26 protein-coding genes are annotated in these 25,305 nt (G+C 57.9%); 6 read left to right on the top strand and 20 right to left on the bottom strand.

The window, feature by feature from the left end; genetic code table 11:
- Positions 1 to 251 precede the first annotated feature (251 nt).
- Together nrdD and nrdG are read left to right on the top strand one after the other, a co-directional pair.
- The gene (gene nrdD, locus ACEPLT_RS02330) at positions 252 to 2,390 is read left to right on the top strand and encodes an anaerobic ribonucleoside-triphosphate reductase (RefSeq protein ID WP_008501397.1); all 2,139 of its coding nucleotides are present in this window, start codon (positions 252 to 254) and stop codon (positions 2,388 to 2,390) included.
- Positions 2,391 to 2,495: 105 nt separating this feature from the next.
- On the top strand, positions 2,496 to 2,960 hold the full coding sequence (nrdG, locus tag ACEPLT_RS02325) for an anaerobic ribonucleoside-triphosphate reductase-activating protein (RefSeq protein WP_023293423.1): 465 nt from the start codon (positions 2,496 to 2,498) through the stop codon (positions 2,958 to 2,960).
- Between the two features lie 91 nt (positions 2,961 to 3,051).
- On the opposite strand, the gene ACEPLT_RS02320 is transcribed toward nrdG, so the two are convergent.
- From ACEPLT_RS02320 to pmbA, 13 genes are all read right to left on the bottom strand, one after another.
- Complete coding sequence (locus ACEPLT_RS02320) at positions 3,052 to 3,294, bottom strand: type II toxin-antitoxin system RelB/DinJ family antitoxin (RefSeq protein ID WP_008501400.1); 243 nt, start codon at positions 3,292 to 3,294, stop codon at positions 3,052 to 3,054.
- A 77-nt stretch (positions 3,295 to 3,371) separates the two neighbouring features.
- Positions 3,372 to 5,282 carry a BglG family transcription antiterminator gene (locus ACEPLT_RS02315; protein WP_023326576.1) on the bottom strand — a complete coding sequence of 637 codons (1,911 nt, stop codon included), beginning with the start codon at positions 5,280 to 5,282 and terminating at the stop codon, positions 3,372 to 3,374.
- Positions 5,283 to 5,301: 19 nt separating this feature from the next.
- Complete coding sequence (locus tag ACEPLT_RS02310) at positions 5,302 to 6,438, bottom strand: lactonase family protein (protein ID WP_032675836.1); 1,137 nt, start codon at positions 6,436 to 6,438, stop codon at positions 5,302 to 5,304.
- Between the two features lie 25 nt (positions 6,439 to 6,463).
- Complete coding sequence (gene dagF / locus ACEPLT_RS02305) at positions 6,464 to 7,204, bottom strand: 2-dehydro-3-deoxy-phosphogluconate aldolase (protein ID WP_032675835.1); 741 nt, start codon at positions 7,202 to 7,204, stop codon at positions 6,464 to 6,466.
- A complete protein-coding gene (locus ACEPLT_RS02300) occupies positions 7,201 to 8,319 on the bottom strand; it encodes a DgaE family pyridoxal phosphate-dependent ammonia lyase (RefSeq protein WP_021240687.1) in 1,119 nt (372 codons plus the stop codon). The genes dagF and ACEPLT_RS02300 overlap by 4 nt, the downstream gene beginning before the upstream one ends.
- Positions 8,303 to 9,436: an amidohydrolase/deacetylase family metallohydrolase gene (locus tag ACEPLT_RS02295; RefSeq protein ID WP_032675834.1), complete on the bottom strand. Its 1,134-nt coding sequence runs from the start codon at positions 9,434 to 9,436 to the stop codon at positions 8,303 to 8,305. Before ACEPLT_RS02295 ends, ACEPLT_RS02300 begins: the two co-directional genes overlap by 17 nt.
- A 42-nt stretch (positions 9,437 to 9,478) precedes the next feature.
- On the bottom strand, positions 9,479 to 10,120 hold the full coding sequence (locus ACEPLT_RS02290) for a DUF4310 family protein (RefSeq protein ID WP_008501407.1): 642 nt from the start codon (positions 10,118 to 10,120) through the stop codon (positions 9,479 to 9,481).
- 13 nt (positions 10,121 to 10,133) lie between these two features.
- A complete protein-coding gene (locus ACEPLT_RS02285) occupies positions 10,134 to 10,910 on the bottom strand; it encodes a DUF4311 domain-containing protein (protein WP_008501408.1) in 777 nt (258 codons plus the stop codon).
- 22 nt (positions 10,911 to 10,932) lie between these two features.
- Positions 10,933 to 11,232, bottom strand: coding sequence for a DUF4312 family protein (locus tag ACEPLT_RS02280; RefSeq protein WP_006810338.1), 300 nt, complete (start codon positions 11,230 to 11,232; stop codon positions 10,933 to 10,935).
- A 2-nt stretch (positions 11,233 to 11,234) separates the two neighbouring features.
- Positions 11,235 to 11,597, bottom strand: a complete 363-nt coding sequence (locus tag ACEPLT_RS02275; RefSeq protein ID WP_006810339.1) for an SFCGS family glycine-rich protein — start codon at positions 11,595 to 11,597, stop codon at positions 11,235 to 11,237.
- Positions 11,598 to 11,607: 10 nt separating this feature from the next.
- On the bottom strand, positions 11,608 to 11,946 hold the full coding sequence (locus tag ACEPLT_RS02270) for a glycine dehydrogenase (protein ID WP_025911967.1): 339 nt from the start codon (positions 11,944 to 11,946) through the stop codon (positions 11,608 to 11,610).
- A 317-nt stretch (positions 11,947 to 12,263) separates the two neighbouring features.
- Positions 12,264 to 12,650, bottom strand: coding sequence for a cytochrome b562 (cybC, locus tag ACEPLT_RS02265; RefSeq protein ID WP_008501412.1), 387 nt, complete (start codon positions 12,648 to 12,650; stop codon positions 12,264 to 12,266).
- Between the two features lie 38 nt (positions 12,651 to 12,688).
- Positions 12,689 to 14,041 (bottom strand): metalloprotease PmbA, encoded by a 1,353-nt coding sequence (gene pmbA / locus ACEPLT_RS02260; protein WP_032675833.1) that lies wholly within the window; start codon positions 14,039 to 14,041, stop codon positions 12,689 to 12,691.
- A gap of 95 nt (positions 14,042 to 14,136) precedes the next feature.
- Here pmbA and yjgA point away from each other — a divergent pair, with 95 nt between their 5' ends.
- On the top strand, positions 14,137 to 14,688 hold the full coding sequence (gene yjgA, locus ACEPLT_RS02255) for a ribosome biogenesis factor YjgA (RefSeq protein ID WP_008501414.1): 552 nt from the start codon (positions 14,137 to 14,139) through the stop codon (positions 14,686 to 14,688).
- A gap of 77 nt (positions 14,689 to 14,765) precedes the next feature.
- On the opposite strand, the gene mpl is transcribed toward yjgA, so the two are convergent.
- Positions 14,766 to 16,145: a UDP-N-acetylmuramate:L-alanyl-gamma-D-glutamyl-meso-diaminopimelate ligase gene (gene mpl, locus ACEPLT_RS02250; RefSeq protein ID WP_025911962.1), complete on the bottom strand. Its 1,380-nt coding sequence runs from the start codon at positions 16,143 to 16,145 to the stop codon at positions 14,766 to 14,768.
- Between the two features lie 197 nt (positions 16,146 to 16,342).
- On the opposite strand from mpl, the gene fbp reads away from it, so the two are divergent.
- A complete protein-coding gene (gene fbp / locus ACEPLT_RS02245; protein ID WP_008501416.1) occupies positions 16,343 to 17,341 on the top strand; it encodes a class 1 fructose-bisphosphatase in 999 nt (332 codons plus the stop codon).
- 150 nt (positions 17,342 to 17,491) lie between these two features.
- The gene (locus ACEPLT_RS02240; RefSeq protein WP_008501417.1) at positions 17,492 to 17,848 is read left to right on the top strand and encodes a helix-turn-helix domain-containing protein; all 357 of its coding nucleotides are present in this window, start codon (positions 17,492 to 17,494) and stop codon (positions 17,846 to 17,848) included.
- On the opposite strand, the gene ACEPLT_RS02235 is transcribed toward ACEPLT_RS02240, so the two are convergent.
- From ACEPLT_RS02235 to ytfQ, 5 genes are all read right to left on the bottom strand, one after another.
- Complete coding sequence (locus tag ACEPLT_RS02235) at positions 17,820 to 19,391, bottom strand: methyl-accepting chemotaxis protein (RefSeq protein WP_032675831.1); 1,572 nt, start codon at positions 19,389 to 19,391, stop codon at positions 17,820 to 17,822. The two genes, ACEPLT_RS02240 and ACEPLT_RS02235, sit on opposite strands and share 29 nt — an antisense overlap.
- Positions 19,392 to 19,475: 84 nt before the next feature.
- Positions 19,476 to 20,477: a galactofuranose ABC transporter, permease protein YjfF gene (yjfF, locus tag ACEPLT_RS02230; protein ID WP_032675830.1), complete on the bottom strand. Its 1,002-nt coding sequence runs from the start codon at positions 20,475 to 20,477 to the stop codon at positions 19,476 to 19,478.
- Positions 20,464 to 21,489: a galactofuranose ABC transporter, ATP-binding protein YtfT gene (gene ytfT, locus ACEPLT_RS02225; RefSeq protein WP_021240695.1), complete on the bottom strand. Its 1,026-nt coding sequence runs from the start codon at positions 21,487 to 21,489 to the stop codon at positions 20,464 to 20,466. The genes yjfF and ytfT overlap by 14 nt, the downstream gene beginning before the upstream one ends.
- A gap of 10 nt (positions 21,490 to 21,499) precedes the next feature.
- Entirely contained in the window at positions 21,500 to 23,002 is a 1,503-nt protein-coding gene (gene ytfR / locus ACEPLT_RS02220; RefSeq protein ID WP_008501421.1) for a galactofuranose ABC transporter, ATP-binding protein YtfR, read from the bottom strand.
- Positions 23,003 to 23,107: 105 nt separating this feature from the next.
- Positions 23,108 to 24,064 (bottom strand): galactofuranose ABC transporter substrate-binding protein YtfQ, encoded by a 957-nt coding sequence (ytfQ, locus tag ACEPLT_RS02215; RefSeq protein ID WP_021240696.1) that lies wholly within the window; start codon positions 24,062 to 24,064, stop codon positions 23,108 to 23,110.
- Positions 24,065 to 24,373: 309 nt separating this feature from the next.
- On the opposite strand from ytfQ, the gene ppa reads away from it, so the two are divergent.
- Complete coding sequence (ppa, locus tag ACEPLT_RS02210; RefSeq protein WP_008501423.1) at positions 24,374 to 24,904, top strand: inorganic diphosphatase; 531 nt, start codon at positions 24,374 to 24,376, stop codon at positions 24,902 to 24,904.
- A 54-nt stretch (positions 24,905 to 24,958) separates the two neighbouring features.
- Here ppa and ACEPLT_RS02205 read toward each other — a convergent pair whose 3' ends face one another.
- On the bottom strand, positions 24,959 to 25,303 hold the full coding sequence (locus ACEPLT_RS02205) for a gamma-glutamylcyclotransferase family protein (protein WP_008501424.1): 345 nt from the start codon (positions 25,301 to 25,303) through the stop codon (positions 24,959 to 24,961).
- Positions 25,304 to 25,305 lie beyond the last annotated feature (2 nt).

Genomic DNA, 25,305 nt, shown 5'->3' with positions numbered 1-25,305 from the left:
TACTTTGTTCTGCATCAAATAAATCGCAAACATGTTTGATGCAAATCACTATATGTAGCACTTAAAATGCACGCCGACCCAACATCTTGTATTTATCGTCTACTATTCCAACAACAAGACGGCGCTTACGCTGGCCGGAATTGTGGATAACACGAGCTGGGAACGCGGGAAGTCTTTGGCCTGGCGGGAAATGCGTCCGGTGAATACTTCTCCACCTCTGTGGATAACCTGTTTTTAAAAATGGAGTGATCATGACACCGCATGTGATGAAACGTGATGGCTGTAAAGTGCCGTTTAAATCAGAGCGCATCCAGGAAGCCATTCTGCGTGCAGCTAAAGCAGCGGGAGTCGATGACGCAGATTACTGCGCCACCGTCGCAGAAGTCGTTAGCAGCCAGATGAATGAACGCAGCCAGGTTGATATCAACGAGATCCAGACCGCGGTTGAAAACCAGCTGATGGCGGGGCCTTACAAGCAGCTGGCGCGCGCCTACATTGAGTACCGCCACGATCGTGACGTGCAGCGCGAGAAGCGCGGCCGTCTGAACCAGGAGATCCGTGGCCTGGTGGAGCAGACCAACTCTGCGCTGCTCAATGAAAACGCCAATAAAGACAGTAAAGTGATACCCACCCAGCGCGACCTGCTGGCCGGTATCGTCGCCAAACACTATGCCCGTCAGCATCTGCTGCCGCGCGATGTGGTCTCGGCGCACGAGCGCGGCGAGATCCACTACCACGATCTCGACTATTCGCCGTTCTTCCCGATGTTCAACTGCATGCTGATCGATCTCAAAGGCATGCTGACCCACGGCTTTAAAATGGGTAACGCGGAGATTGAACCGCCTAAGTCGATCTCCACGGCTACCGCGGTCACGGCGCAGATCATCGCCCAGGTCGCCAGCCATATTTACGGCGGCACCACCATTAACCGCATTGACGAAGTGCTGGCCCCGTTCGTGACGGCGAGCTTCAACAAGCACCGTAAAACCGCCGAAGAGTGGCAGATTCCGGACGCGGACGGCTATGCGCATTCCCGTACCGAGAAAGAGTGCTACGACGCCTTCCAGTCGCTGGAATATGAGGTGAACACGCTGCACACCGCCAACGGCCAGACGCCGTTTGTAACCTTCGGCTTTGGGCTGGGCACCAGCTGGGAATCACGCCTGATCCAGCAGTCGATCCTGCGCAACCGTATTTCCGGCCTCGGCAAAAACCGTAAAACCGCCGTGTTCCCGAAACTGGTGTTCGCGATTCGCGACGGCCTGAACCACAAGTTTGGTGACCCGAACTACGACATCAAACAGCTGGCGCTGGAGTGCGCGAGCAAGCGCATGTACCCGGACATCCTGAACTACGATCAGGTCGTCAAAGTGACCGGTTCGTTTAAAACGCCAATGGGCTGCCGCAGCTTCCTCGGCGTGTACGAGGATGAAAACGGCGAGCAGATCCACGACGGGCGTAACAACCTGGGCGTGATCAGCCTCAACCTGCCGCGCATCGCGCTGGAGGCAAAAGGTAATGAAGCTGAATTCTGGAAACTGCTGGATGAGCGCCTGCAGCTGGCGCGTAAGGCACTGATGACCCGCATTGCGCGCCTCGAAGGGGTCAAAGCCCGCGTGGCGCCGATCCTCTATATGGAAGGGGCCTGCGGCGTGCGCCTGAAGGCGGACGATGACGTATCCGAGATCTTCAAAAACGGCCGCGCGTCGATTTCGCTGGGCTACATCGGCATCCACGAGACCATCAACGCCCTGTTTGGCGACACGCACATGTACGACAGCGAAGCCCTGCGTGAGAAAGGCATCGCCATCGTTCAGCGCCTGCGCGACGCGGTAGACCAGTGGAAAGAGGAAACCGGCTACGGTTTCAGCCTGTACAGCACCCCAAGCGAGAACCTGTGCGACCGCTTCTGCCGCCTGGACACCGCCGAGTTCGGGATTGTGGAAGGCGTGACCGATAAAGGGTACTACACCAACAGCTTCCACCTCGACGTCGAGAAAAAGGTGAACCCGTACGACAAGATCGACTTCGAAGCAGCGTATCCACCGATCGCCAGCGGCGGCTTCATCTGCTACGGCGAGTACCCAAACATTCAGCACAACCTCAAGGCGCTGGAGGACGTGTGGGACTATAGCTACCAGCACGTGCCGTATTACGGGACCAACACGCCAATTGATGAGTGTTACGAGTGCGGCTTCACCGGTGAGTTTGAATGTACCAGTAAAGGCTTCACCTGCCCGAAATGCGGCAACCACGATGCGGCTCGCGTCTCCGTGACCCGTCGCGTATGCGGCTATCTCGGCAGCCCGGACGCCCGTCCGTTTAACGCTGGCAAACAGGAAGAAGTGAAGCGCCGCGTGAAGCATCTGGGAAATGGGCAGATCGGTTAATCCGCTGCCACATTAATGCCCGGTGGCGCTGCGCTTACCGGGCCTACGGACCGCTCTCTTTTGTAGGCCGGGTAAGCGCAGCGCCACCCGGCGTGGTTATTCGCAATGAACTATCACCAGTACTACCCTGTCGACATCGTCAACGGCCCCGGCACCCGCTGCACCCTGTTTGTTTCAGGCTGCGTCCACGAATGCCCCGGCTGCTACAACAAAAGCACCTGGCGACTCAATTCCGGCATGCCGTTCACCGCGGAGATGGAAGATAAAATCATCAACGACCTGAACGACACGCGCATCAAACGCCAGGGGATCTCGCTCTCCGGCGGCGATCCCCTGCACCCGCAAAACGTGCCGGATATGTTGAAGCTGGTGGAGCGCATTCGCGCAGAGTGTCCGGGAAAAGATATCTGGGTCTGGACGGGCTACAAGCTGGATGAACTGAATGCGCAGCAAATGGAAGTCGTGGATCTGATTAACGTGCTGGTCGACGGCAAGTTCGTGCAGGATTTAAAAGACCCGGCGCTCATCTGGCGCGGCAGCAGCAACCAGGTTGTGCATCATTTGCGGTGAGCGTTAGAGCCGTTTGTTTGCGTCATGATAAACGGCTGATTTTTCTCTTTTTCTGTATCACTCATTATAACGCCCTCAGGCAAACTCAAACTCATAAGTCATCCAGACTAACCTTTATCCCCTTTTGCGGATTAGCCAGTCGCTCCCGGACTGTCTGTATCAGCGCATCTTCGCTGTCGCTGATGGTGACCGTTTTCACCGGCATGCGCCCCGTTTCAGCAACGTACTGAAACAGCAATCGCACCGCTTCCGTTGGGGTAATATTGAGTTTTTCCAGCACGGCATAAGCCTCGTTTTTGAGTTTGTCATCCAAACGGACGTTTAGCGTGGCCATTATGCCTCCAGAAAAATCGAATGTGTAATGCAGTTTAGCATTACATTCGCATTACATCGAATTCTGGATATCGCCTCTCAAAAACGACTCAAACTCTCCATCGCCACCGCCTTAAACCCGGCGAAATCCTCGCAGCTACAGAGCCGTGACATCGCCCGCTCGCGCAGGAAAGTGACGAAAATATCGTAAATCGCCATGGCCTCTTCGTACTCGCTTTTGCTGATGGCGAGCAGGAAGATAACGTGCGCGGTTTCGTCGCCCCACTGCACGCCGTGCGGGGCGAGCACGGTGTAGACCACCGTTTTCTGCGCCAGCAGGCCGAGGGAGTGCGGCAGCGCGATGCCGTCGCCGAGCATGGTGCTGACGATAGCTTCACGTTCAACAACCGAATCCAGAAACTCCGCGCCGACAAAGCCCTCTGCTTCAAGCTGTTCACACAGCTCGCGGAAGAGCGTCTGCTGATCGATCGGCTTGTCGATAATGCGGAAATGGGCCGCGTCGAAGTATTTATCCAGCATCCACGGGCGGGTGCGGTCCACCAGCACCAGCTTGCCAATCTGCTCTAACTGGTAGTCGGTCGGGAACGGGGCGATCATTACCACCGGTTTTGACTTTTCGCTGACGCGGGCGGTCGCGATCACAAAGTCTTCGCTAATGGTTTCTGCCAGCTCGTACTCGCGCAGGGTGAGCGTGCGCGTCACCTCAATCTGCGGGTATTTACGCTGCAGTACCGCCTCAATCATGCGCACCATGGCGTTACCGGCGTCGCATACCAGCAGCACGCGCGGCTGACGCTGGTAGCCGATGTTGTAGTGGCGCTCAAGCCCGACGCCAATATGCAGCACCAGGAAGCCAATCTCGTTTTCGCTGATCACATACGGCGTGTATTTGCCCCAGCTCGACACCGCGGCCAGCGTCATGTCCCACGCCATCGGGTAGTGCTGCTTGATGTTATCCAGCAGCGGATTGGGGATCATGATTTGATACCGCACGCGGGTGATCATGGTTTTGATGTGCGTGAGCAGATCCGCGTGCAGCTGCGCGTCGCTGAGCAGATTGTAGTTATAGTGGGTGTTGATATAGCGCAGGATATAGTTGACCAGCGCCTCGTCGTCGTCAGCGTTAATGGCGCTGGGCGCGATCTCCTGAATCTGCCGCGCCGCAATGTGCACGCACAGCCAGCTCTCCTCCGACGGCGAAAGCGCCTTGCCGGCCAGCTGCTGGAGGGTCACCGCGATATCCTTCGCCGCCTCGCGCACGTTCTCTTCCACGTCTTCGGCATGGAATTCCGGCAGCGGGTAACCTTCGCTGATGCGACGTACCGACACCGCGCAGTACAGGCGCAGGAACAGCTCGCCTTCATCGGTCAGGCGAATGTGGTGACGGGTCAAGGCGTCGTGCAGCACCGGCACCATCTGCTCCGCCACGCCCGCATTGAGCGCCACGTCGGTTACCAGCGGGTTCAGGCTGTCCTGCTGCGCCAGCTCCCAGAGCAGATCGGTCAGGCAGGCGCGGGTCGACATCTCGCTGCCAAACAGCTTCATGCCGTGGCGCGGACGGGTTTCCAGCGTCAGGTTGTAGCGATGAAACCACTCGCGCACCTCCGCCATATCGCTTTGCAGCGTGGCGCGGCTGACGAACCACTCGTCCGCCAGATCCTCCAGCTTAAGAGAAAACGCCGAGGTCAGAAAACGCACCACCAGATAATGCACGCGCTCCGGCCCGGTTCGCGGGATACGCAGCGCGCGCGGGTGGGATGCCTGAAGCTGCTGATAGCGCTCGGCATCTTCAATTTTGAGCTGGTAGCCGTTGCCCCGGCTCAGGATGAACTGCGCGCCGTGGCTGGCCAGCAGCGCGTTCAGGGCGGTGATGTCCGCACGGACGGTTCGCGTGGAGACCGACAGCCGCTGCGCCAGCTCGTCCTGCGGCAGCGTCTCGTTTTGCAACAGGTCGAAAAGTTGCGCCAAACGTTGGTTCGGAAATCGCACGTCGTTGTCCTCTTACGGCTTAAGGTGAAATGACCATCTGGGATGGGCTGCCGACCGGGGTATAGTCTGGCTCAAAGCTCAATTTCCCGTCCTGCGCCACGCGGAAGCGGGTAATGTTGTCGCTGCGCTGGTTCATGACGTACAGCCAGCGCCCCTGCTTATCGAGCGTCAGGGTGCGCGGGTAGTCACCGCGCGTCCACACGTCATCCTGATGCGTCAGCGTGCCCTCTGCCGTTACGGTAAAGTGCCCGATGCTGTTATGCAAACGGTTAGCCACATACAGCTGCTTACCGTCGGCGCTTAATGCGAGCCCGGCAGCAAAGCTGGTGCCTTTGTAGCCTTCCGGCAGGGCAGAAACCGTTTTACCCTCTTTCAGGGTGCCGTTGGTATTCACGGTATACCGGGTGAGCGTAGACGCCTCTTCGTTAATCAGCCACAGGGCATCGCCCTTCGGCGTAAAGACAAAGTGGCGCGGCCCGGCACCTTTCGAGGAGGCGCTGATAAACGGCGGATCGTTCGGCGTCAGCTTTCCTGTCCGATCGTCAAAGCGGTATTGGTAGATGCGATCCAGCCCAAGATCGGTGGAAAAAACGTATTTCCCGCTCGGATCGGCGGCGATCATGTGCGCATGCGGGCCGTTATGATCGCTGATCGCGAAACTGCCCTCGACGGCAGCTGCCGGCTTCGCCGCGCCCGGTTCGCCTTGATCCTGATGTGTGTCCGTGGCGTCACCCAGGCTGCCGTCTGCGTTAACGGGCAGCACCGCGATAGATCCGCTGACGTAGTTCGCCACCAGAAGATGGCGACCGTTCGGCGTCAGCGACAGGTAAACCGGCCCCGCACCGCCGGAGGCCACCTGACTGAGCTCGCTCAGCTCACCGTTATCGCCGACGCGCAGCGCCTGCACCACGCCCTGCTCCACTTCGCTTGCCAGATACAGCGTTTTGCCGTCCTGTGAAAGGGTCAACTGCGCCGCATTCGGCAGTTTGCTTACCAACGTTTTATCGTTCAGCGCGCCGGTTTGCGGGTTAACAGTAAAACGGTACAGCCCTTCACCGTTTGGATTATAGGTACCCACCCAGGCGTATTGCGTCTGGGCGACAGCGGCGGTGGCGAACATTGAGAGTGAAGCGACAAGCAAGGTACGGGTGTGCATGGTGGCTCCTGTATAGGTGTGAGTTCTACTTCACCAGCTTCTTCGTCATCGCCAGCAGGGTACGCACATCTTCCGGACGCGTATCACCGCTGGCTTTGTCGATAATCGAGCTGTAGATATGCGGGATGATTTTGCTCACGCCCGCGTCGAGGGCGATCTGCAGGATCTCCTCATAGTTTTCCAGATCGATACCTCCGGTCGGCTCCAGCCAGAAGTCGTGACGGGCGCAGGCTTCCGCTACCGCTTTGTACTCGTCACGGCACTTCAGGCCGCCCATCGGGAAGTATTTGATAGAGCTGCCGCCGAAATCTTTCAGCAGAGCAATCGCCGTTTCCACCGGCACAATGCCGTCCATAGCTGCGCTGCTCAGCGGGCCGGTGGAGATTTTCACCATCCCGACGGTGCCGGTCGGAGAGACCAGACCGTTGACCACAGAGTCGTTCTGCCCCAGCAGCGCGCGGCTGGTGGCCACGCCGGTAAAGACCTGGTTAACGTGCTGCGGCTGCACCTGACGGGAGATCTCGCTCACCATCGCCGACTGGTTCGGGTCGCCCGCGCCCAGGCCAACGGAGAGCGCGTTATCAATCAGCGCCGCGTACTCGCGCATATCCGCTACCGCGCTGGCTACGTCCGGGTAATTTTTGGAGAGCACGCCCACCAGCACATGACCTTCCGCCGCCTCGTAGATGGCGCTGGCGTTGGCCTTTGAGCCAGCCAGCACGTTCAGACAGACGCGGTCACGGTAAAAGTTGGGGGTCAGTTTCATGCGTTTTTCTCCTGTCCTAATACTTCACTAATGCGGCGGTACACAATGTTCAGCTGGTCAGCGTTTACGCTGCGCACGTCCGCTTCGATAATCCCTTCGTTGGCCTTGTAGCCACGGAAGTAAATGGCGTACTCGCCCTGCTTGAGCTTCGCCACCAGGTCACCCGTGCCGACGCCGGTGGTGGCTTCGTCAAACTTAATCTCGGTGCGGGCAATGTCGCGTCCGGCGCTGTCCCAGACCACGCGCGCGGTCACACCGTTCAGGGTGTTGAGCGCCTCGATAAACGGCGTCATTTTCGCCACCATCTCGGCACCGCTCTCTTTGGTGGCCGTCAGATAGTGTTCGATGGCGCAGGTCAGGCCAAGAATGCCCTCTTTACCCACCTTCATGGCGCGGCCAATCCCCGCCGTCTGGCGCTTCACCCACTCAACGTACTGGGTCTTGCCGATCACCAGCCCGCTGGTGGGGCCTTCGATCGCCTTCGCACCGCTGTAGATCACCAGGTCCGCGCCGGCGCGGTAGTACGCGTGCAGATCTTCTTCCGCCGCGGCATCGACGATGAGCGGCAAGTCGTGTTTACGTGCGACAACCGCCGCCTGCTCGACGCTAAGCATGCTTTTCTGCACGCAGTGGTGAGATTTGATGTACATGATCGCCGCCGTGCGCGGGGTAATCGCCGCCGCCAGCTGATCGGCGGAACATTCGTTGGCGTAGCCCGCTTCCACCAGCCTGCCGCCGCCAAGCGCCACCATAGTGCCCACCGGCGCGCCAAAGTTCACGTTGTGGCCTTTCGGCAGGACGATCTCGTTGTTCTCAATCGGGGTCACGTGCAGGTTTTCCAGCAGCCAGTCGCTGTCTTTCACCAGCACCGCGGCCACGGACTGGGCAATGCCCGCCGACGCGCAGGAGACCACCGTCGCGCCTTCCACGTCCAGCAGCTTCGCGATGTATTCCCCGGTTTTATTGACCAGATCCTTCATCTCGAAATAGTGATTCATGCCGTCCATCGCCGCCTGTACCACCTCCGGACGCGGCGTGGAGACGCCCAGCGCCGTCATGCGGCCAGAGGTGTTGATAACCTGCTTTAAGTTGTACTTCTCATAAATCGAAGGCATGTTCCGTGCTCCCTTGTTCGGTCATGTAGCCCTTGCCTGCGCGGATCGCGGCAAGCGGCACCAGAATGTGTTCAGCCTGCAGGCTGTCGTTTTCGGCATCCGTCAGCACCGTCGGCTGGCGTTTGAGCGTGAACAGCGTCAGGTCGGCATCGAGACCCGGCTGAATGCGGCCTTTACGCGTCAGGCGCAGGCCGTCGGCGGCGTTCGCCGTGACGCAGTCAATCACCTGCGGCAATGACATGCCGATGGCGAGGAATTTCGACATCACGCTTGCCAGCGAGCCGACCGGGCCGTTGATGCGGTTGCGGCAGTAGATATCAGAGCTGATGGTGTGCGGCAGAATGCCCATCGCGATGGCGCGTTTCGCCACCTCAAAGCTGAAGCTCGCCGTGCCGTGGCCGACATCCAGACGCACGCCGCGCTTCAGCGCAGACGTAATGGAGGCGCGCAGCTCGCCGGAGGGCGTCAGAATGCGGTTAGGCTTGCCGTTGTAGCAGTGGGTGATGATGTCGCCAGAGCTCAGCAGCTCGGCAATTTCATCGAGGTTCGGCGGGTTGTTGCCAATGTGCACCATCAGCGGCAGGTCGCCGTTCTCTTTCTGAATGGCTTTGGCGCACGCCAGCGGCGTGATGCCGTTTTCACCGACCACGCTGCTGCTCATGCGCGCCTTCAGGCCGACGATAAAATCAGGGTAGCGCGTCACCGCCTGCTTCACCGCGTCGGCGTCAATATTGGCCATGTTGGCCAGCTCGTTCTGGGCAATCAGCCCCACGCGGGAGATGTTCAGCAGGGCAAAGACCTCGGTGGAGGCCTTGCGGGTAATCGCGTAGAAATCGTCCACGTCGTCGGCCCCGGTGCTGCCCGCGTCCACCACGGTGGTCACGCCGGTGGCAATGCCCACGCTGTCCGGCTCGTCGTGGTAAATCGGGGAGTTCGGGTAGCAGTGTACGTGGGAGTCAATCCAGCCTGCGCTGACGAACACGTCACCGTTTAGCTCCACCGTTTTGCGGGCGGGAGCGTCTATGTCGCCCGTCGCGGCGATCTTCCCGTCCTGAATGGCGATATCGGTCAGGGTATCGTCGGCGAGGCGCGCACGGCGCAGGAGTAAATCAAACATGAGGATCTCCTGAAAAGGCGGGCGCCGGAGCGCCCGCGGGTATTAAAGGGCAACCGGGAACAGCCAGCCCAGAATCATTGCGCCGAGGATAGCGCCACCGGTAATGGGCTTCTGCCAGATGTAGAACAGCAGCGCGCCCAGCAGAGAACCCACGCCAATCGGAATGGAGGCGGTCATGGCGCTGAGGATAATCAACGGTCCGAGGAAGCGGCCGGAAGCGTTGCCCGCCCCCATCATCACGTCCGCGCCGTAGGTGGAGTTGCTCTGGTTGATGGTGAACTTACGCGCCAGGATGATGACGTAGCCAATCGCCAGACCAATCACCAGGCCGGTAATCAGCGCGGCAATGAAGTTGGTCACCGGGAACATGATCCCCGCGCCCAGCAGCAGCGCCGGAACCCCGAGGCCCACGCCGGTCTGGATCGCCCCGCCGATGTCGAGAATACCGACCAGCGAGCCTTCGATAATACGGGCGAACAGGAAGCTCGCGCCAAACGCTGCCACCGCGCCGTAAACGCCGGTATCAATGCCCGCTTTCAGCATCGCCACGAAGGCCACTTCGTTAAACGCGCCGATGCCGTAGAGGTAGTACATGTGCGTCCCGGCAAACACGCCGGAGGAGAGCAGGCCAACGAAGATCGGGAACGACCAGTCGGCATACCAAAAACCTTTATTCTGTTCCATGTCGAGGCTCCTGTTATTTACCGCTGAGCGAGTTGTGGATCATGTCGAGCCAGTTCGGCACGGTCAGATGGAAGGATTCGATCATCTTCATGTCGAAACCGCGGAAGAAGCCGCTCAGCACGAAGAGCAGAACGATCGCCGCCATCATCACTTTGGTGACGTGGTTCCAGCCGCTCTCTTCCACGCCTTTACCGATCAGGATCCCCAGCACCAGGCCCGGTACGGCGTTGCCCATAATCAGCTGCGCCGCGCCGCCAAAGATGGTGGCCCAGAAGCCCGATTTTTTACCCGCGTCGATGGCCGCCAGCCAGAAGATCACCGGCATCACGGTGTTGACCAGCAGGTTCGCGGCAGGCACCAGCACCTTCACGGCGGTGACCTGAAGCGCAGCGGGCACGGAGGAGGCGGTCAGGTTAAGGAAGGTCACGACGATCATGCCGATCACGCCGCAGGCAATCGCCATTTTGCGCGGATCGTGCAGCGTTTCGCCGACGTTACGGTTTTTGATCATCAGTGCGGCAGCACCCCAGTTTGGGATGATGCGGTGGTCAACGTCCTGTGTGAAAGCCCCTGCGGCCACGGAAGAGGCCCAGGCGTTAAAGAAGAAGCCTAACCCAAAGGAGAAGTGGGACGCCGGATCCCCTTCGCAGGAGTTCAGTTCCCCCAACGTACGAAACGCGCCCATACCCTGAGTGGTAGGCGCATGAAACATGCGTGCAGCCCCGGCCCCGACACCGACGCCTACCAGGCCGCCGATGATGAGCGATTTTATTAATATAATTAAGAACATCAGTCTGCCCTTTTATGAATAATCAGCGTTGCGTGACGAAATCCACCTGGTCGAGATTGATGGCTGTCACGTTGACGGTCACATCCAGCTCCACGCTGTAGGTGCGTCTTTCCCGGCGCAGAAAGAAGAACAGAAACGCTTCTTTTCGCACCGCTTCTTGCGCCTGAACGACCTGCACATCCTGTGGCTCAATACGCAGTAAGATATGCGGTGAGGCTTTCATCACCGCGGCCTGAACGTGGTTGAGCGCGTCAGCAAAGGCGCGCGCTTTGGCGTCGCCCTTCCCCTTCACTCTCACCGTGGTTGTGAACTGTTCTTTCATGCTTATGCGCCGTATTTTTTCTGCCACGCCTGTACCAGACGCTCGCCCAGCTCTTCTTTATCCATAAAGCCAAAGCCCAGCACGTTGCAGCCTTCGTTGATGGCGGTGACGCCTTCATCCACGGAACGCATACCGTATTTGGCTTTGTAGCCATATTTGGTCTGGGCGGTGATGGCACCCGCGCCGCCGCTGCCGCAGAAGGAGATGCCGAAGGTGGCGTTTTCCGCTTTCATCACGTCGCCGAGCTTCATGTCTGCCGCCATGCCCGGTACGACAACCGCGCGTCCACCTGCTTTTTCCACACCGGCCGCCACTTTCTGACCTTTACCCAGGCGATCGCCAATCACGACTGTAATCTGTTCCATGTGTTGCTCCTTAAAGGTTGTCTTTCGCGACTTCAAAGTGAACGGAGAGCAGCCAGGCCTCTTCATCTGGAAGGTTGCCAAACTGCGCCACCACTTCACGGGCAAGCCGCATTGAATCCGGTGAAATTTCGTCAAACAGCTCTGCTTCAACCTCCGGCAGCGGCTCGCCGGTCACGGACCGGTGCGCCATGGCGCGCACGTGGGAAGTAAGCATCTGCTCCTGTACCGCATTGGGGATGATGTTGTTCCGGGCCAGCAGGGCATAAACCTGCTGCAGCATGGTGTTCGCGAGCTGTTCTGTTTGCTCTGCCTGTTCCCCAACGTCGTTCATTACCGCTCCGTTAATCACTGGTCTTACCCCGTTAATGGCTCTGGAATAAAACTAACGTTGGGGGAGAATTGTTTGTAGCGAGTTGTTTTCCACTTCGAAGTGGAAAGGGGAGCCGCAGCAGTGATCTGTGCCACATAAATACGGTGAATCTGGATTAATCACGGCATTTGCGTGATGAATATCACGTATTCCAGCGGCAAAACGCGCGCCGGGGAAACGAAAACGTTCAGGCGTGGTGACGCAAAAATGTGATGGCGATAGGGTTTACTTATTACCGCGCAAAAAAAAACGGGGGCCACTGGCCCCCGCTGGTTGTTTGTCAGATGCGCGATCGGTTAACGGTATTTCTTGTGATACGTATTACGGGTCGTCACAAACTGCTCGGCCGCCGCCTGGGCTTCCTTCACTTTGCCTTCGTTAGCGAGCTTCAGCGCGCCGTCGATCTGGCCGACCAGCACGTCAAAGCCGTGGCGGTAGTCTTTCATCTCTGCGCTGTCTGCCGCTTTGCTTTCCAGTTTAGGAGGCGTCGCTTTTTGTGCGTCCAGCGCCGCTTCACGCATTTTGGTCAGCGCGTCTTTCATTTCCGCCGCATTGTCGGTTTTCTGCACCACCTTCAGGTTTTGCCCGAGGATGCCCATGTCGTCTTCAAGATCGGCAGCAAACGCAGAAGAGCCAAGAACCAGCGTTGAAGCCGCGACGATCGCTAACAGATGTTTACGCATTGCTCACTTCCTTTTTTATTATTAACAAAACGCTATCTCTATTGTCCGGCGATTTTCATTTCCGGGAGTAATACAGAACCACACTGTATATTGCTGCGTGTTTCAATATCGTTACCGACCGTAACGATATTGCGCCACATATCCTTCAGATTGCCAGCGATGGTAATTTCGCTCACCGGATACTGGATTTCGCCATTTTCAACCCAGAAGCCCGCCGCGCCGCGAGAGTAATCGCCGGTGATGCCGCTGACGCCCTGACCCATCAGCTCGGTCACCACCAGACCGGTGCCCATCTCTTTCAGCATCTGCTCAAAGTTGAGGCCCTGCCCGGCAATGCGCCAGTTGTGAATGCCGCCCGCGTGCCCGGTGCTTTTCAGCCCCAGCTTGCGCGCGGAGTAGTTGGTCAGAAGCCACTGGGTCAGAATGCCGTCTTTCACGATGTCACGACGCTCGGTGCGCACGCCTTCGCTGTCGAACGGCGTGGAGGCCAGGCCTTTCAGCAGGTGCGGATGCTCTTCGATGGTGAGCCATTCCGGCAGGATCTGCTTGCCCAGCGAGTCGAGCAGGAAGGTCGATTTACGGTAAACGGAGCCGCCCGCGATAGCGCCCACCAGATGGCCAAACAGACCGGTCGCCACTTCGTTGGCAAAAATCACCGGGGCTTTCATGGTGGAGAGTTTACGCGGCGACAGGCGAGACAGCGTGCGTTCGGCGCACGCTTTACCCACCCACTCAGGAGACTGCAAATCCCCCAGCGCGCGGCCAATGGTGTAGGCGTAGTCGCGCTCCATGTCACCGTTCTCTTCGGCGATGACGCAGCTGGAGAGCGAGTGGCGGGTAGAGCAGTAGCCCTGCAGCATGCCGTGGCTGTTGCCGAAGACTTTGATGCCGTAGTGGCTGTTAAAGCTGCCGCCTTCGGTATTGGTGATGCGCTTGTCGGCCTGCAGGGACGCCTGCTCGGCGCGGGCGGCCAGCTCAATCGCTTCGTCCGGCGTCACTTCCGCCGGATGGAACAGGTCGAGATCCGGCGCGTCAAACGCCAGCAGATCTTTATCCGCCACGCCGGCGTAAGGATCCGGTGAGGTATAACGGGCGATATCCAGCGCGGCCTGCACCGTACGGGCGATGGCATCCGGACTGAGATCGGTGGATGACGCACTGCCTTTGCGATTCTGGTGATATACCGTGATACCCAGCGCGCCGTCGCTGTTGAATTCAACATTCTCCACTTCGCCATAGCGGGTGCTCACGCTAATGCCGGTGGTTTTGCTGACCGCCACTTCGGCGCCATCTGATTTTTCTGAAGCAAGCATCAGCGCGGTGGAGACGGCTTCTTCCAGAATCTTACGCTGCGCTTCAACTTGTGAGGTTACTTTCATCGCAAATGCCATACTGTAAGAGAGAGTTAACTGAAGTCTAACAGAGAACCGTTTTTCAGTGCGCGTCTTAACTGGTAACATTAGCCTCTTTTTTTAAGGAGCCTGACATGACTAAGCAGCCCGAAGACTGGCTCGACGACGTTCCCGGTGATGACATCGAAGACGAAGATGATGAGATCATCTGGGTCAGTAAAAGTGAAATTAAACGTGACGCCGAAGAGTTAAAACAGCTTGGCGCGGAAATGGTAGAACTGGGTAAAAACGCGCTGGATAAGATCCCGCTCGACCAGGATCTGCGCGATGCCATTGAACTGGCACAGAAAATCAAAAAAGAAGGCCGTCGTCGCCAGCTTCAGCTTATCGGGAAAATGCTGCGTCAGCGCGACGTCGATCCGATCCGCCAGGCGCTGGACAAGCTGAAAAACCGCCACAACCAGCAGGTTGCGCTGTTCCATAAGCTGGAGCAGATCCGCGATCGTCTGATTGAACAGGGTGATGACGCCGTACCGGAAGTGCTGAACCTGTGGCCGGATGCCGACCGCCAGCAGCTGCGATCGCTTATCCGCAACGCGAAGAAAGAGAAAGAAGGGAATAAGCCGCCGAAGTCTGCGCGCCTGATTTTCCAGTATCTGCGCGAGCTGTCTGAGAACGAAGAGTAATCCGTTCCCCTCACCCCGGAGGGGCGAGGGGGAAAAGAACGTAGGCCCGGTAAGCGTGAGCGCCACCGGGCTTTTTTTTACGCCTCGGCGGCCGCTTCCGCTTTCTTCGCCAGACCGTCCAGCAGCTTCTGATGGATCCCACCAAAACCGCCGTTGCTCATCACGAGAATATGGTCGCCGGGCTGAGCGGCTTTCACCACCATATCCGCGAGCGCATCCACATCCGCGCTCCAGTGTGCCGGCTGAATGCAGGCATCGGCCACTTCCGCCACCTGCCACGGAATATGCTGCGGCTGCAGCAGGAAGACTTCATCGGCACGTCCTAACGACGGCGCGAGATCGTCTTTGCAGATGCCCATCTTCATGGTGTTCGAACGCGGTTCCAGCACCGCCAGAATGCGCGCGGTACCGCCGACTTTGCCACGCAGGGCGGCAAGCGTCGCCAGAATGGCCGTTGGGTGGTGCGCGAAATCGTCATACACGGTGACGCCGTGGGCTTCACCGCGCAGCTCCAGGCGGCGGCGGGCATTGATAAACGAGCCCAGCGCATTCGCCGCATCCGCAGGCTGAACGCCCACATGGCGTGCGGCAGCGATTGCCATCAGGCCGTTGTGCATGTTGTGTTCGCCCACCAGGCCCCACTTCACCTCGCCCACTTTTTCGCCGTCGAGCAGCACTTCCCACTCGGAGGCATCGGCGTTGAGTTTCTTCGCCTGCCAGTGGCCCTGCTCGCCCACCAGCTCCTGCTCGCTCCAGCAGCCCATCGCCAGGGTCTGCTTCAGGTTGATGTCGTTTTCCGGCAGGATGATGCGGCCCTGGCCCGGCACGATGCGCACCAGGTGGTGGAACTGTTTCTGTATGGCCTTCAGATCGTCAAAAATATCCGCGTGGTCAAACTCAAGGTTGTTGAGGATCAGCGTGCGCGGGCAGTAGTGCACGAACTTGGAGCGCTTGTCGAAGAACGCGCAGTCATACTCGTCGGCTTCGATCACAAAGAACGGGCTGTCCCCCAGGCGCGCAGAAACGTCAAAGTTGCCCGGTACGCCGCCGATGACGAAGCCCGGCTTGTAGCCGCAGGCTTCGAGGATCCAGGTCGCCATGCCCGCGGTGGTCGTTTTGCCGTGGGTACCGGCAACGGCAACCACCCAGCGGTCGCGCAGGACGAAGTCATGCAGCCACTGCGGGCCGGACATGAACGGAATATTGCGTTCCAGTACCGCCTCAACGCACGGATTGCCGCGGGTCATGGCGTTGCCAATAATCACCAGGTCCGGCTCGGGATCCAGCTGGCTGGCATCGTAGCCCTGAATAAGAGAGATGCCCTGTTTCTCCAGAAGTGTGCTCATTGGCGGATACACATTGGCGTCCGAACCTGTCACCTCATGGCCCAGCGAGCGCGCCAGCATTGCCAGTCCGCCCATGAAAGTGCCACAAATCCCCAATATATGAATGCGCATACGTCACTATCCTTCTTCAATGTGGCGCACATTTTACTCACATGTTAGCGGCTGTGAAACGCATTTCAGGTAAATCCGTATGTTGCTGGCGCGATTCACCTCTGCGCTACTATTTGAATATTTGTTAAGATTGTTGGGCTTTAGTCGTTTTAGTGAACATACAATCGCTCTACTCACAAAGATGCAGGGAAAGTGTTATGAAAACGTTAGGTGAATTTATTGTCGAAAAGCAGCACGAGTTCTCTCATGCTACCGGTGAACTCACTGCTTTGCTGTCGGCAATAAAGCTGGGCGCTAAGATCATCCACCGTGATATCAACAAGGCCGGTCTGGTCGATATCCTGGGTGCCAGCGGTGCCGAGAACGTTCAGGGCGAGGTTCAACAGAAACTCGATCTGTTCGCAAATGAAAAACTGAAAGCTGCACTGCGCGCGCGCGACATCGTTGCGGGTATCGCCTCCGAAGAAGAAGATGAAATTGTTGTTTTCGAAGGGTGTGAACACGCGAAATACGTTGTTCTGATGGATCCGCTCGACGGCTCCTCCAACATCGACGTTAACGTTTCTGTCGGTACCATTTTCTCCATCTACCGCCGCGTCACGCCTGTTGGCACGCCGGTGACCGAAGAAGATTTCCTGCAGCCGGGCATTAATCAGGTTGCTGCCGGTTACGTCGTCTATGGCTCCTCCACCATGCTGGTCTACACCACCGGTTGCGGCGTACATGCCTTTACGTACGATCCTTCCCTGGGCGTTTTCTGTCTGAGCCAGGAACGCATGCGCTTCCCGGAGAAGGGCAATACCTACTCCATTAACGAAGGTAACTACATCCGCTTCCCGAACGGCGTGAAGAAGTACATCAAATTCTGCCAGGAAGAAGATAAAGCGACGCAGCGCCCGTACACGTCCCGCTATATTGGCTCTCTGGTCGCGGATTTCCACCGTAACCTGCTGAAAGGCGGCATCTACCTCTACCCAAGCACCGCCAGCCACCCGGACGGGAAACTGCGTCTGCTGTACGAATGCAACCCGATGGCGTTCCTGGCCGAACAGGCGGGCGGTAAGGCGAGCGACGGTAAAGAGCGTATTCTGGAGATCGTGCCGGAAAGCCTTCACCAGCGCCGTTCGTTCTTCGTCGGCAACAACCACATGGTTGAAGACGTTGAACGCTTTATCCGCGAGTACCCGGACGCGTAATCCCTCTCTTCAGGGGAGCCGATCCGGCTCCCCTGTTCATTTATATATTTTACCGTATAAGTGTTTATAAAAAACACGCTTTAATATTCGCCACTGCTCCTGCATTATTTCCATAACAGTTTGACAGATATTTCGTGGAGCAGAAACGCAATGAAAAATTATTCCCGTGCTAATACCGGCATTGATTTAAATCTTATCCCTGTATTTATTGAAATCGTCCGCTGCGGCAGCATGGCAAAGGCCTCTTTGCGTCTGGAGATGTCACGCCCTGCGGTGAGTCTGGCATTAAAGCGTTTTAATCAACTCTTTGATGAGCCGTTATTTCTCCGCAAAGGCTTATATCTTGAGCCGACTGAAAAAGCATTAGCCTTAACCAGCTCGCTGGAAATATTAATGGGCGAAATTCACGATAATATCGGGGCGCTTAATTCCGGAAGGAATAAAACCCCGGCACAGAACGTACCGGGGCTGGGTAATATTATGCCGCGTTCTGAGTCGTCACTTTGAATGATGACATGGCTTCCATCAGCTGACGCGACTGCTCCTCAAGGGAGCGGGTCGCGGCGGAGGATTGCTGCACCAGCGCCGCATTCTGTTGCGCGGTTTCGTCCATCTGGTTTACCGCAATATTCACCTGCTCAATGCCGCGGCTTTGCTCCTGAGACGCGGTCGCAATCTCACGCATCAGTTTGGTCATGCGCAGCACTTCTGTTGCGATCTCATCCATCGTTTCGCCCGCCTGCTGGGCCAGCTCGCTGCCCTCGTTAACGTGGGTTTGCGAATCACTGATAAGAGAACGAATCTCCTTCGCCGCGTCGGCGCTGCGGCTGGCCAGGTTTCGCACCTCGCCCGCGACGACGGCAAACCCGCGCCCCTGCTCGCCCGCGCGCGCCGCCTCTACGGAGGCGTTAAGCGCCAGGATATTGGTCTGGAAGGCAATGCCGTCGATCACGCTCAGGATGTCGGCGATGCGCGCCGAGCTGCCGGAGATATCGCGCATTTTTTCAATCACATAGCAGACCATTTCGCTGCCGTGATCGGCCGTGTCGGACACCGACTTCGCCAGCTGGTGCGCCTGCTCGGCGTTATCGGCGTTGAGCTTCACCGTGGCGGTGATCTGTTCCATGCTGGCCGCCGTCTGCTCCAGCGACGTGGCGGTGGATTCCGTTCGCTCGGCGAGATCCCGGTTCCCCAGCGTCAGCTCGCGGCTGCCGGTGTCAATCTGCGCGCTGGCATCGCGTACCCGCAGAACCGAGTTCATCAGCGACTGACGCATCTCCTCAATGACCGCGTTAAGGCGGTTAAACTCCTGGCTCGCGGGCGCGGCCAGCGTATGGGTTAAATCGCCCGCCGCCACGTTCTCCAGCTGAGCAATCGACGCCGAGAGCGGCTTGAGCAGCATATGGCGCAGCGCCAGCCAGGCCAGCACGATAATGCCCGCCGTCAGCAGCGCCGCCACGATAATCAGGATCAGGACGCGGGTTTTGCTCGCCTGCACGGCACTCACTTCCGCCTGACCTCGCGCTTCGCTCCATTTCTGAAACGCCTGCATGTCGTTATCAAACGCTGACGCCAGCGGGATCAGCGTCTTCTCCAGCAGGTCGTAATACCCGTCCGCGCTCTGGTCACTGAGGGTTTTCAGCATCGGGTTGATCCCCTGCTGGTTATACGCCGCCAGGCTGGCTGCCACTTTATCGAGCAGCTGCTGCCCCTGCTCGTCAGCCACGCCGCCGTCGATCACGCCCTTCAGCGTTTTCTGGGCCAGAGCGACTTCCTGATTGATGTTTTTTACCGCGCTGGCCGCATCGTCCAGCATGCCGATTTCCATCATGCGGACGGCCTGACCCGCTTCATTGCGCGCGCGGAGGATCAGCGTATAGCCTGAATTAAGCTGCACCATCTGCTCACCCTGAAGATGATTAATGCGCTGCAGCGAAGAAGAACTCTGTGTGAGGGCATAAATGCCAATGCCGCTGACAATCAGCAGCAGAAGGGTCATAACGGCCAGTAAAGAGAGCAAGCCGGTACGAATCGATAGCGTTTTCAGCATGATATTATTTCCGGTAGCGAGATATTTCTGGGCATAAAAAAAGAGTATCGGCCGCTACCGGAAAATGTTTAGACTTTCAGCATGTTATCGCTCTGTTACCGATGTGTTCACACGGGTAACAGGCGAGCTTTGGCGGTTCTCCCAGAGCACCGTCAGGCCGCGCTGCAGGGCAATAAAAATAAACAGCAGAATGCCGATGGCGATCTTCGTCCACCAGGAGCTGAGCGTGCCGTCAAAGTTGATATAGGTCTGGATCAGCCCCTGAATCGCCACGCCGAACAGCGTCCCTAGCACCGTACCCACGCCGCCGCTGAGCAGCGTGCCGCCGATGACCACAGAAGCAATCGCATCCAGCTCCACGCCAACGCCTGCAAGGGCATAGCCCGCCTGGGTATACACCGAGAAGACGATCCCCGCCAGCGTCGCCAGGCCGGTCGAGAGCATATAAATGCGGATGGTGGTGCTGCGGGTCGAGATCCCCATCAGGTTGGCCGACGTGGCGTTGCCGCCAATAGCGTAAACCTGATTGCCAAACCGGGTGCGGTGGGCGAGGAAGATGCCAATCACTACCACGCCCAGCATCAGCAGCCCCATCGCGCTCAGGCGGCCGCCGCCGGGGATTTTCCACGCCAGGCTGGAGAGCGTGTCGTACACCGGATGGTTAATGGGAATCGACTCTTCCGACACCAGGTAGCTCACCCCGCGCAGGAAGAACATCCCCGCGAGGGTAATGATAAACGCAGGAATTTTTAACGCGTCGATCAGCAGCCCCATAAAGGCGCCAAACGCACAGCCCATCGCCAGCACCAGCGGGAACGCCAGCAGCGGTGAGATGCCCCAGAAGCCGATCGCTTTCGCGAGGAACACGCCCGTAAACGCGATCACCGAGCCGACGGAGAGGTCGATCCCGCCGGAGAGGATCACAAAGGTCATCCCGACGGCGATGATGCCTAAAAAGGCGTTATCGGTCAGGATATTGCAGATCACGCGCGTCGAGGCAAACCCCGGGAACTGGGTCAGGCAGTAGAGATAGCCCAGCACAAACACGCCCAGCGTGATCATTAGCGGCAAATTACGTTTTATCATGGCCACGGATCCCCTTAATGATGCTGACAAAGCGCGGCGACTGGACGATCAGCACGCAGAGCACGACCACCGCTTTCACCACCTGGTTGAGTTCCGGCTGGAATCCCGAAAGCAGGATCCCGGTGTTCATGCCCTGAATGATCAGCGCGCCGATCGCCGAGAGCAGCAGGTTAAAGCGCCCGCCCATCAGCGACCCGCCGCCGATCACCACCGCCAGGATCGCATCCAGCTCCAGCCAGAGCCCGGCGTTGTTGGCATCGGCTCCGCGAATATCCGCCGCGACGATCACGCCGGCGATGGCAGCGCAAATACCGCTCAGCACGTAGGTCAGCATCACCATCAGCCGCGTGTTAACCCCGGCGTTGCGCGCGGCGCGGATATTGATCCCGACGGCCTCAATGAACATGCCCAGCGCCGTTTTGCGGGTGAAAAGCCAGAACACCACTAGCGTCACCAGGGCAATCATCACCGGCGTCGGGAAGAACAGAAGGTTGCCGCTGCCGAGCCACGCCAGGCTCGGCGAGTTAAAGGTGACAATCTGTCCGGAGGTAATCAGCTGCGCGACGCCGCGCCCGGCCACCATTAAAATGAGCGTGGCGACAAAGGGCTGGATTTTCAGCACCGCCACCAGAATGCCGTTCCATAATCCGGCCAGCACGCCAGTGCCTAAGGCTGCAAGCAGGACCACCGGCAGGCTATGCCCGGCCACGGTCATGGAGGCTGCCGTGGCCCCGGCGATAGCCATCACCGCGCCGACGGAGAGATCAATCCCGCCGGTGGCGATGACCAGCGTCATCCCGATGGCCAGCAGCGCCACGGGCGCGGCGCGGTTTAAAATGTCTATCGGGCTGCCAAACAGGCGGCCATCCTGCACGATAATCTGGAAGAAATGCGGCGCGACCAGGCTATCCACCAGTAAAACCACCAGCAGCGCCGCGATTTGCGGCGTGCCGGTCGGCCAGCTGAAGCGGCGCTTTGACTCACCGGTTTGCGAAAGCGAACGGGACATCACGATTCACTCCTTATGCCGCGATGGCATTCATGATCGCCGGAACGGACAGCTTATCCAGCGGGATCTCTGCCACCTGTTTACGATCGCGCATGATGATGACGCGATCGGCATAGCCCACCAGCTCTTCCAGCTCGGACGAAATGACCAGCAGGGCCAGACCGTCTGCGCACAGGGTTTCGATAAGCCGGATAATTTCGGCATGCGCCCCTACGTCAATGCCGCGGGTCGGTTCGTCGAGGATCAGGAACTGGGGTTTGGTCAGCAACCAGCGGGAGAGCAGCACTTTCTGCTGGTTACCACCGGAGAGGAACTCGATGGGCTGTTCCGCGCTCGGGGTGCGGATGCCGAGCTGGCGGATAAAGCGCTCAGCAATGGCGTTCTGCTCTTTGCGTGGGATCGGCCGCAGCCAGCCGCGCTGCGCCTGAAGCGCCAGAATGATATTTTCCCGCACCGAGGCGGCGGCAATAATGCCGTCCGTTTTCCGGTCCTCCGGGCAGAAGCCGACGCCCAGGCAGGAGGCCTGATGCGGCGATCGCAGGGTTTGCGGTTTGCCCTTGATCAGCGCGCTGCCGCTGTCGGCGGGCTTGATCCCGAAGATCACCTCGGCGGTCTCGGTTCGGCCCGAGCCCAGCAGGCCCGCCAGCCCAACAATTTCGCCCGGCCGCACCTCAAGGTTAAATGGCGAGATGACCCCTTTTTTGCCGTAATCGCTGAACGCGGCGACCGGCTTCTCGCTCAGCAGCGTGCGGCCCGCGCGCTGAAGGGCGTTGGTCTCCAGCTCGCGGCCCAGCATCATTTTGACCAGCTCGATCTGCGGCAGCTCGCGGGTTTCGCGGCAGCCGACAAAGCTGCCGTTGCGCAGCACCGTAATGCGATCGCTAACCTCGTACACCTGATCGAGGAAGTGGGTAACGAAGATCAGGCTGACGCCCTGATCGCGCAGCTGGCGCATCAGGGTAAAGAGCATTTCCACCTCCTGGGTATCGAGGCTGGCGGTGGGTTCGTCGAGGATCAGCACCTTTGCCGAGAGATCGATCGCGCGGCAAATGGCGACGATCTGCTGCATCGCCACGGAAAAGCGGTTTAGCGGCTCGCGAACGTCGAGAGAGAAGCCGTAGGATTCCATCAGCTTTGTCGCCCGCGCCTCCATCTCTTTACGGCGCAGCAGGCCAAAGCGTCGTGGCTCACGGCCAATAAACAGGTTATCCGCCACGGACATATTCGGCAGCAGGTTCACTTCCTGGTATACCGTCCCGATCCCCAACTGCTGGGCATGGGCGGTGTTTTTTGGCGAAATGGCGTTACCTTCCAGCCAGATGGTGCCGCGGTCGGCGTGATAAACGCCGGTCAGAGATTTAATCAGCGTCGATTTTCCCGCGCCGTTTTCCCCCAGCAGCGCCATGATCTCCCCGCGCCGCAGGCTGAAATCAACGTTATCCAGCGCCTTTACGCCGGGGAAGAATTTACTCAAGCCCTCTGTGCGGAGGATTTCCTGGTGTTGTTCAGTGGTCATGGTTTCCCCCTGCATCAAGCCGGATGGCGCTACGCTTATCCGGCCTACAAAAGAGCGTATCGTAGGCCGGGTAAGCGCAGCGTCACCCGGCATGTTCAGACAGGCTTAGTAGCCCATATTTTTCTTCTTCTCTAACTCTTCTTTCGCCGTGTCAGGCAGGTAGAGCGTGGATTTGGTGACCGTCACTTTCTCCGGCATCGTGCCGTCTTTCTTGAATTTCTCCAGCGCGTCGAATGCCGGGCCGGCCATGTTTGGCGTCAGCTCCACGCTGGCGTTGGCTTCGCCGTCGATCATCGCTTTGTAGATATCAGGCACGCCGTCGATAGAGCCGGTGAGGATATCTTTGCCCGGCTTCAGGCCCGCTTCTTTAATCGCCTGAATCGCACCGATCGCCATGTCATCGTTGTGGGCGTAAACCATGCAGATGTTCTTGCCGTTGTTTTCAGCCTTAATGAAGCTCTCCATCACCTCTTTACCTTTGCTGCGGGTAAAGTCGCCGGACTGAGAGCGGATAATCTTGATGTTTGGCGCTTTCGCGATGGCTTCAGCAAAGCCTTTTTTACGGTCGATGGCCACGCTCGCCCCGACGGTGCCCTGCAGTTCAACAACGTTACACGGCTTGCCGTCGACCTGTTTTATCAGCCAGTCGCCGATTAGCTGCCCTTCCAGCACGTTGTTGGCCGTCACGGTGGTCATATAGAGAGATTTGTCTTTGACGTCGATGGAACGATCGAGCAGGAAGACCGGGATTTCAGCGTCTTTCGCTTCCTTCAGGACGGGTTCCCAGCCGGTCGCCACGACGGGTGCAATAAAGATGGCATCCACGCCTTGGGCGATAAAGGAGCGCACGGCTTTGATCTGATTCTCTTGTTTTTGCTGACCATCGGCGATTTTCAGGGTAATGCCGCGTTTCTGAGCTTCGCTTTTCGCCACGTTGGTTTCTGCCGCTCGCCAGCCAGATTCAGAGCCGACCTGCGAAAAACCTACGGTTAAGGGAGCGGCCATCGCCATAGACGACATGGCTGCCGAAACTGCTGTGACAAGGAGTAAGCGCTTCCACATATGAACGTCCTCGTAGGGTGAGTTATTGTTGGTTAAAAGATGTTCTGCGGAATGACTATAGCCCATGAAATATGTAACGAATTGCGTTACATCACACTTCAGAAAAGTGAATAAAACGTTAATCACAAGTTTGTAATCGCTTTCATTTCTCCATGAAAAATGCGGCTGAGTTTATGGATTTTTCTGTCATGGAATCGGTCTGAAAAGTGGGAAGAACGTGGAGAGAAGGCGAAAACAGGCGGAGACATTCAGCGCGAGTTGGCTATAATACCTGCCACTTGTTTACCATCCATTTTAAAGGACACCGACATGAGCTTACTCAACGTCCCAGCGGGTAAAGAACTGCCAGAAGACATCTACGTAGTTATCGAAATCCCGGCTAACGCAGATCCGATCAAATACGAAGTGGACAAAGAGAGCGGCGCCCTGTTCGTAGACCGCTTCATGTCTACCGCGATGTTCTATCCGTGCAACTACGGTTACATCAACCACACCCTGTCTCTGGACGGTGATCCGGTTGACGTGCTGGTCCCAACGCCATACCCACTGCAGCCAGGCGCAGTGATTCGCTGCCGTCCAGTTGGCGTGCTGAAAATGACCGACGAATCCGGTGAAGATGCGAAGCTGGTTGCGGTACCGCACACCAAGCTGAGCAAAGAATACGATCACATCAAAGATGTGAACGACCTGCCAGAGCTGCTGAAAGCGCAGATCACTCACTTCTTCGAGCACTACAAAGACCTCGAAAAAGGCAAGTGGGTTAAAGTTGACGGCTGGGACAACGCAGAAGCAGCGAAAGCGGAAATCATCGCCTCTTTCGAACGCGCTGCTAAGAAGTAATTCTTACTGCCAGACACAAAAAACAACGCCACCTTACGGTGGCGTTGTCGTTTTTCAGTACTGGTCTCTGTCTAACCAGTTACCGCTTACGATCCGCGTTAACCCGTCGACTGGACGCTGGTAGACATACATCCACGCGCTTCCGTACGGCGTCTGGATCAACTGGCGTGCGTATTCACCGCCCCTGGTGCGCAAGGCATCAAGTTCGGCAAGCGTCGCGTTATCAATACGATAAACTTCACCCTGTACTGTTCCTTCGCCCGGAACCGCGCCTGGATAGTGGCCCAGGCTGTACAACTGGTAGTTCTCGATATTGTAATTCCCCAGTAGCTGGGCATTGGTCATCCAGTGACTGTTGCCTTGCCTGGTTCGTAAACTGCCGTAGACAAATATTCGCATTG

It is taken from the genome of Enterobacter sp. fkY84-1, assembly GCF_052974705.1.
The sequence above is the reverse complement of the archived record's forward strand: the minus strand, read 5'-3'. Positions and strand labels throughout refer to the sequence as shown.

Excerpts from the sequence above, each read along its gene's own strand:
- ACEPLT_RS02295 (WP_032675834.1), bottom strand. The coding sequence starts at position 9,436 with ATGTTTGATTTACTCCTGCGCCGTGCGCGCCTCGCCGACGATACCCTG.
- ACEPLT_RS02275 (WP_006810339.1), bottom strand. The coding sequence starts at position 11,597 with ATGGAACAGATTACAGTCGTGATTGGCGATCGCCTGGGTAAAGGTCAG.
- dagF (WP_032675835.1), bottom strand. The coding sequence starts at position 7,204 with ATGAAACTGACCCCCAACTTTTACCGTGACCGCGTCTGTCTGAACGTG.
- ytfQ (WP_021240696.1), bottom strand. The coding sequence starts at position 24,064 with ATGTGGAAGCGCTTACTCCTTGTCACAGCAGTTTCGGCAGCCATGTCG.
- ppa (WP_008501423.1), top strand. The coding sequence starts at position 24,374 with ATGAGCTTACTCAACGTCCCAGCGGGTAAAGAACTGCCAGAAGACATC.
- ytfR (WP_008501421.1), bottom strand. The coding sequence starts at position 23,002 with ATGACCACTGAACAACACCAGGAAATCCTCCGCACAGAGGGCTTGAGT.
- fbp (WP_008501416.1), top strand. The coding sequence starts at position 16,343 with ATGAAAACGTTAGGTGAATTTATTGTCGAAAAGCAGCACGAGTTCTCT.
- ACEPLT_RS02285 (WP_008501408.1), bottom strand. The coding sequence starts at position 10,910 with ATGTTCTTAATTATATTAATAAAATCGCTCATCATCGGCGGCCTGGTA.
- ACEPLT_RS02310 (WP_032675836.1), bottom strand. The coding sequence starts at position 6,438 with ATGCACACCCGTACCTTGCTTGTCGCTTCACTCTCAATGTTCGCCACC.
- cybC (WP_008501412.1), bottom strand. The coding sequence starts at position 12,650 with ATGCGTAAACATCTGTTAGCGATCGTCGCGGCTTCAACGCTGGTTCTT.
- ACEPLT_RS02300 (WP_021240687.1), bottom strand. The coding sequence starts at position 8,319 with ATGCCTTCGATTTATGAGAAGTACAACTTAAAGCAGGTTATCAACACC.
- nrdD (WP_008501397.1), top strand. The coding sequence starts at position 252 with ATGACACCGCATGTGATGAAACGTGATGGCTGTAAAGTGCCGTTTAAA.
- yjfF (WP_032675830.1), bottom strand. The coding sequence starts at position 20,477 with ATGATAAAACGTAATTTGCCGCTAATGATCACGCTGGGCGTGTTTGTG.
- mpl (WP_025911962.1), bottom strand. The coding sequence starts at position 16,145 with ATGCGCATTCATATATTGGGGATTTGTGGCACTTTCATGGGCGGACTG.
- ACEPLT_RS02290 (WP_008501407.1), bottom strand. The coding sequence starts at position 10,120 with ATGGAACAGAATAAAGGTTTTTGGTATGCCGACTGGTCGTTCCCGATC.
- nrdG (WP_023293423.1), top strand. The coding sequence starts at position 2,496 with ATGAACTATCACCAGTACTACCCTGTCGACATCGTCAACGGCCCCGGC.
- pmbA (WP_032675833.1), bottom strand. The coding sequence starts at position 14,041 with ATGGCATTTGCGATGAAAGTAACCTCACAAGTTGAAGCGCAGCGTAAG.
- ACEPLT_RS02240 (WP_008501417.1), top strand. The coding sequence starts at position 17,492 with ATGAAAAATTATTCCCGTGCTAATACCGGCATTGATTTAAATCTTATC.
- ACEPLT_RS02205 (WP_008501424.1), bottom strand. The coding sequence starts at position 25,303 with ATGCGAATATTTGTCTACGGCAGTTTACGAACCAGGCAAGGCAACAGT.
- ACEPLT_RS02280 (WP_006810338.1), bottom strand. The coding sequence starts at position 11,232 with ATGAAAGAACAGTTCACAACCACGGTGAGAGTGAAGGGGAAGGGCGAC.
- ACEPLT_RS02235 (WP_032675831.1), bottom strand. The coding sequence starts at position 19,391 with ATGCTGAAAACGCTATCGATTCGTACCGGCTTGCTCTCTTTACTGGCC.
- yjgA (WP_008501414.1), top strand. The coding sequence starts at position 14,137 with ATGACTAAGCAGCCCGAAGACTGGCTCGACGACGTTCCCGGTGATGAC.
- ACEPLT_RS02320 (WP_008501400.1), bottom strand. The coding sequence starts at position 3,294 with ATGGCCACGCTAAACGTCCGTTTGGATGACAAACTCAAAAACGAGGCT.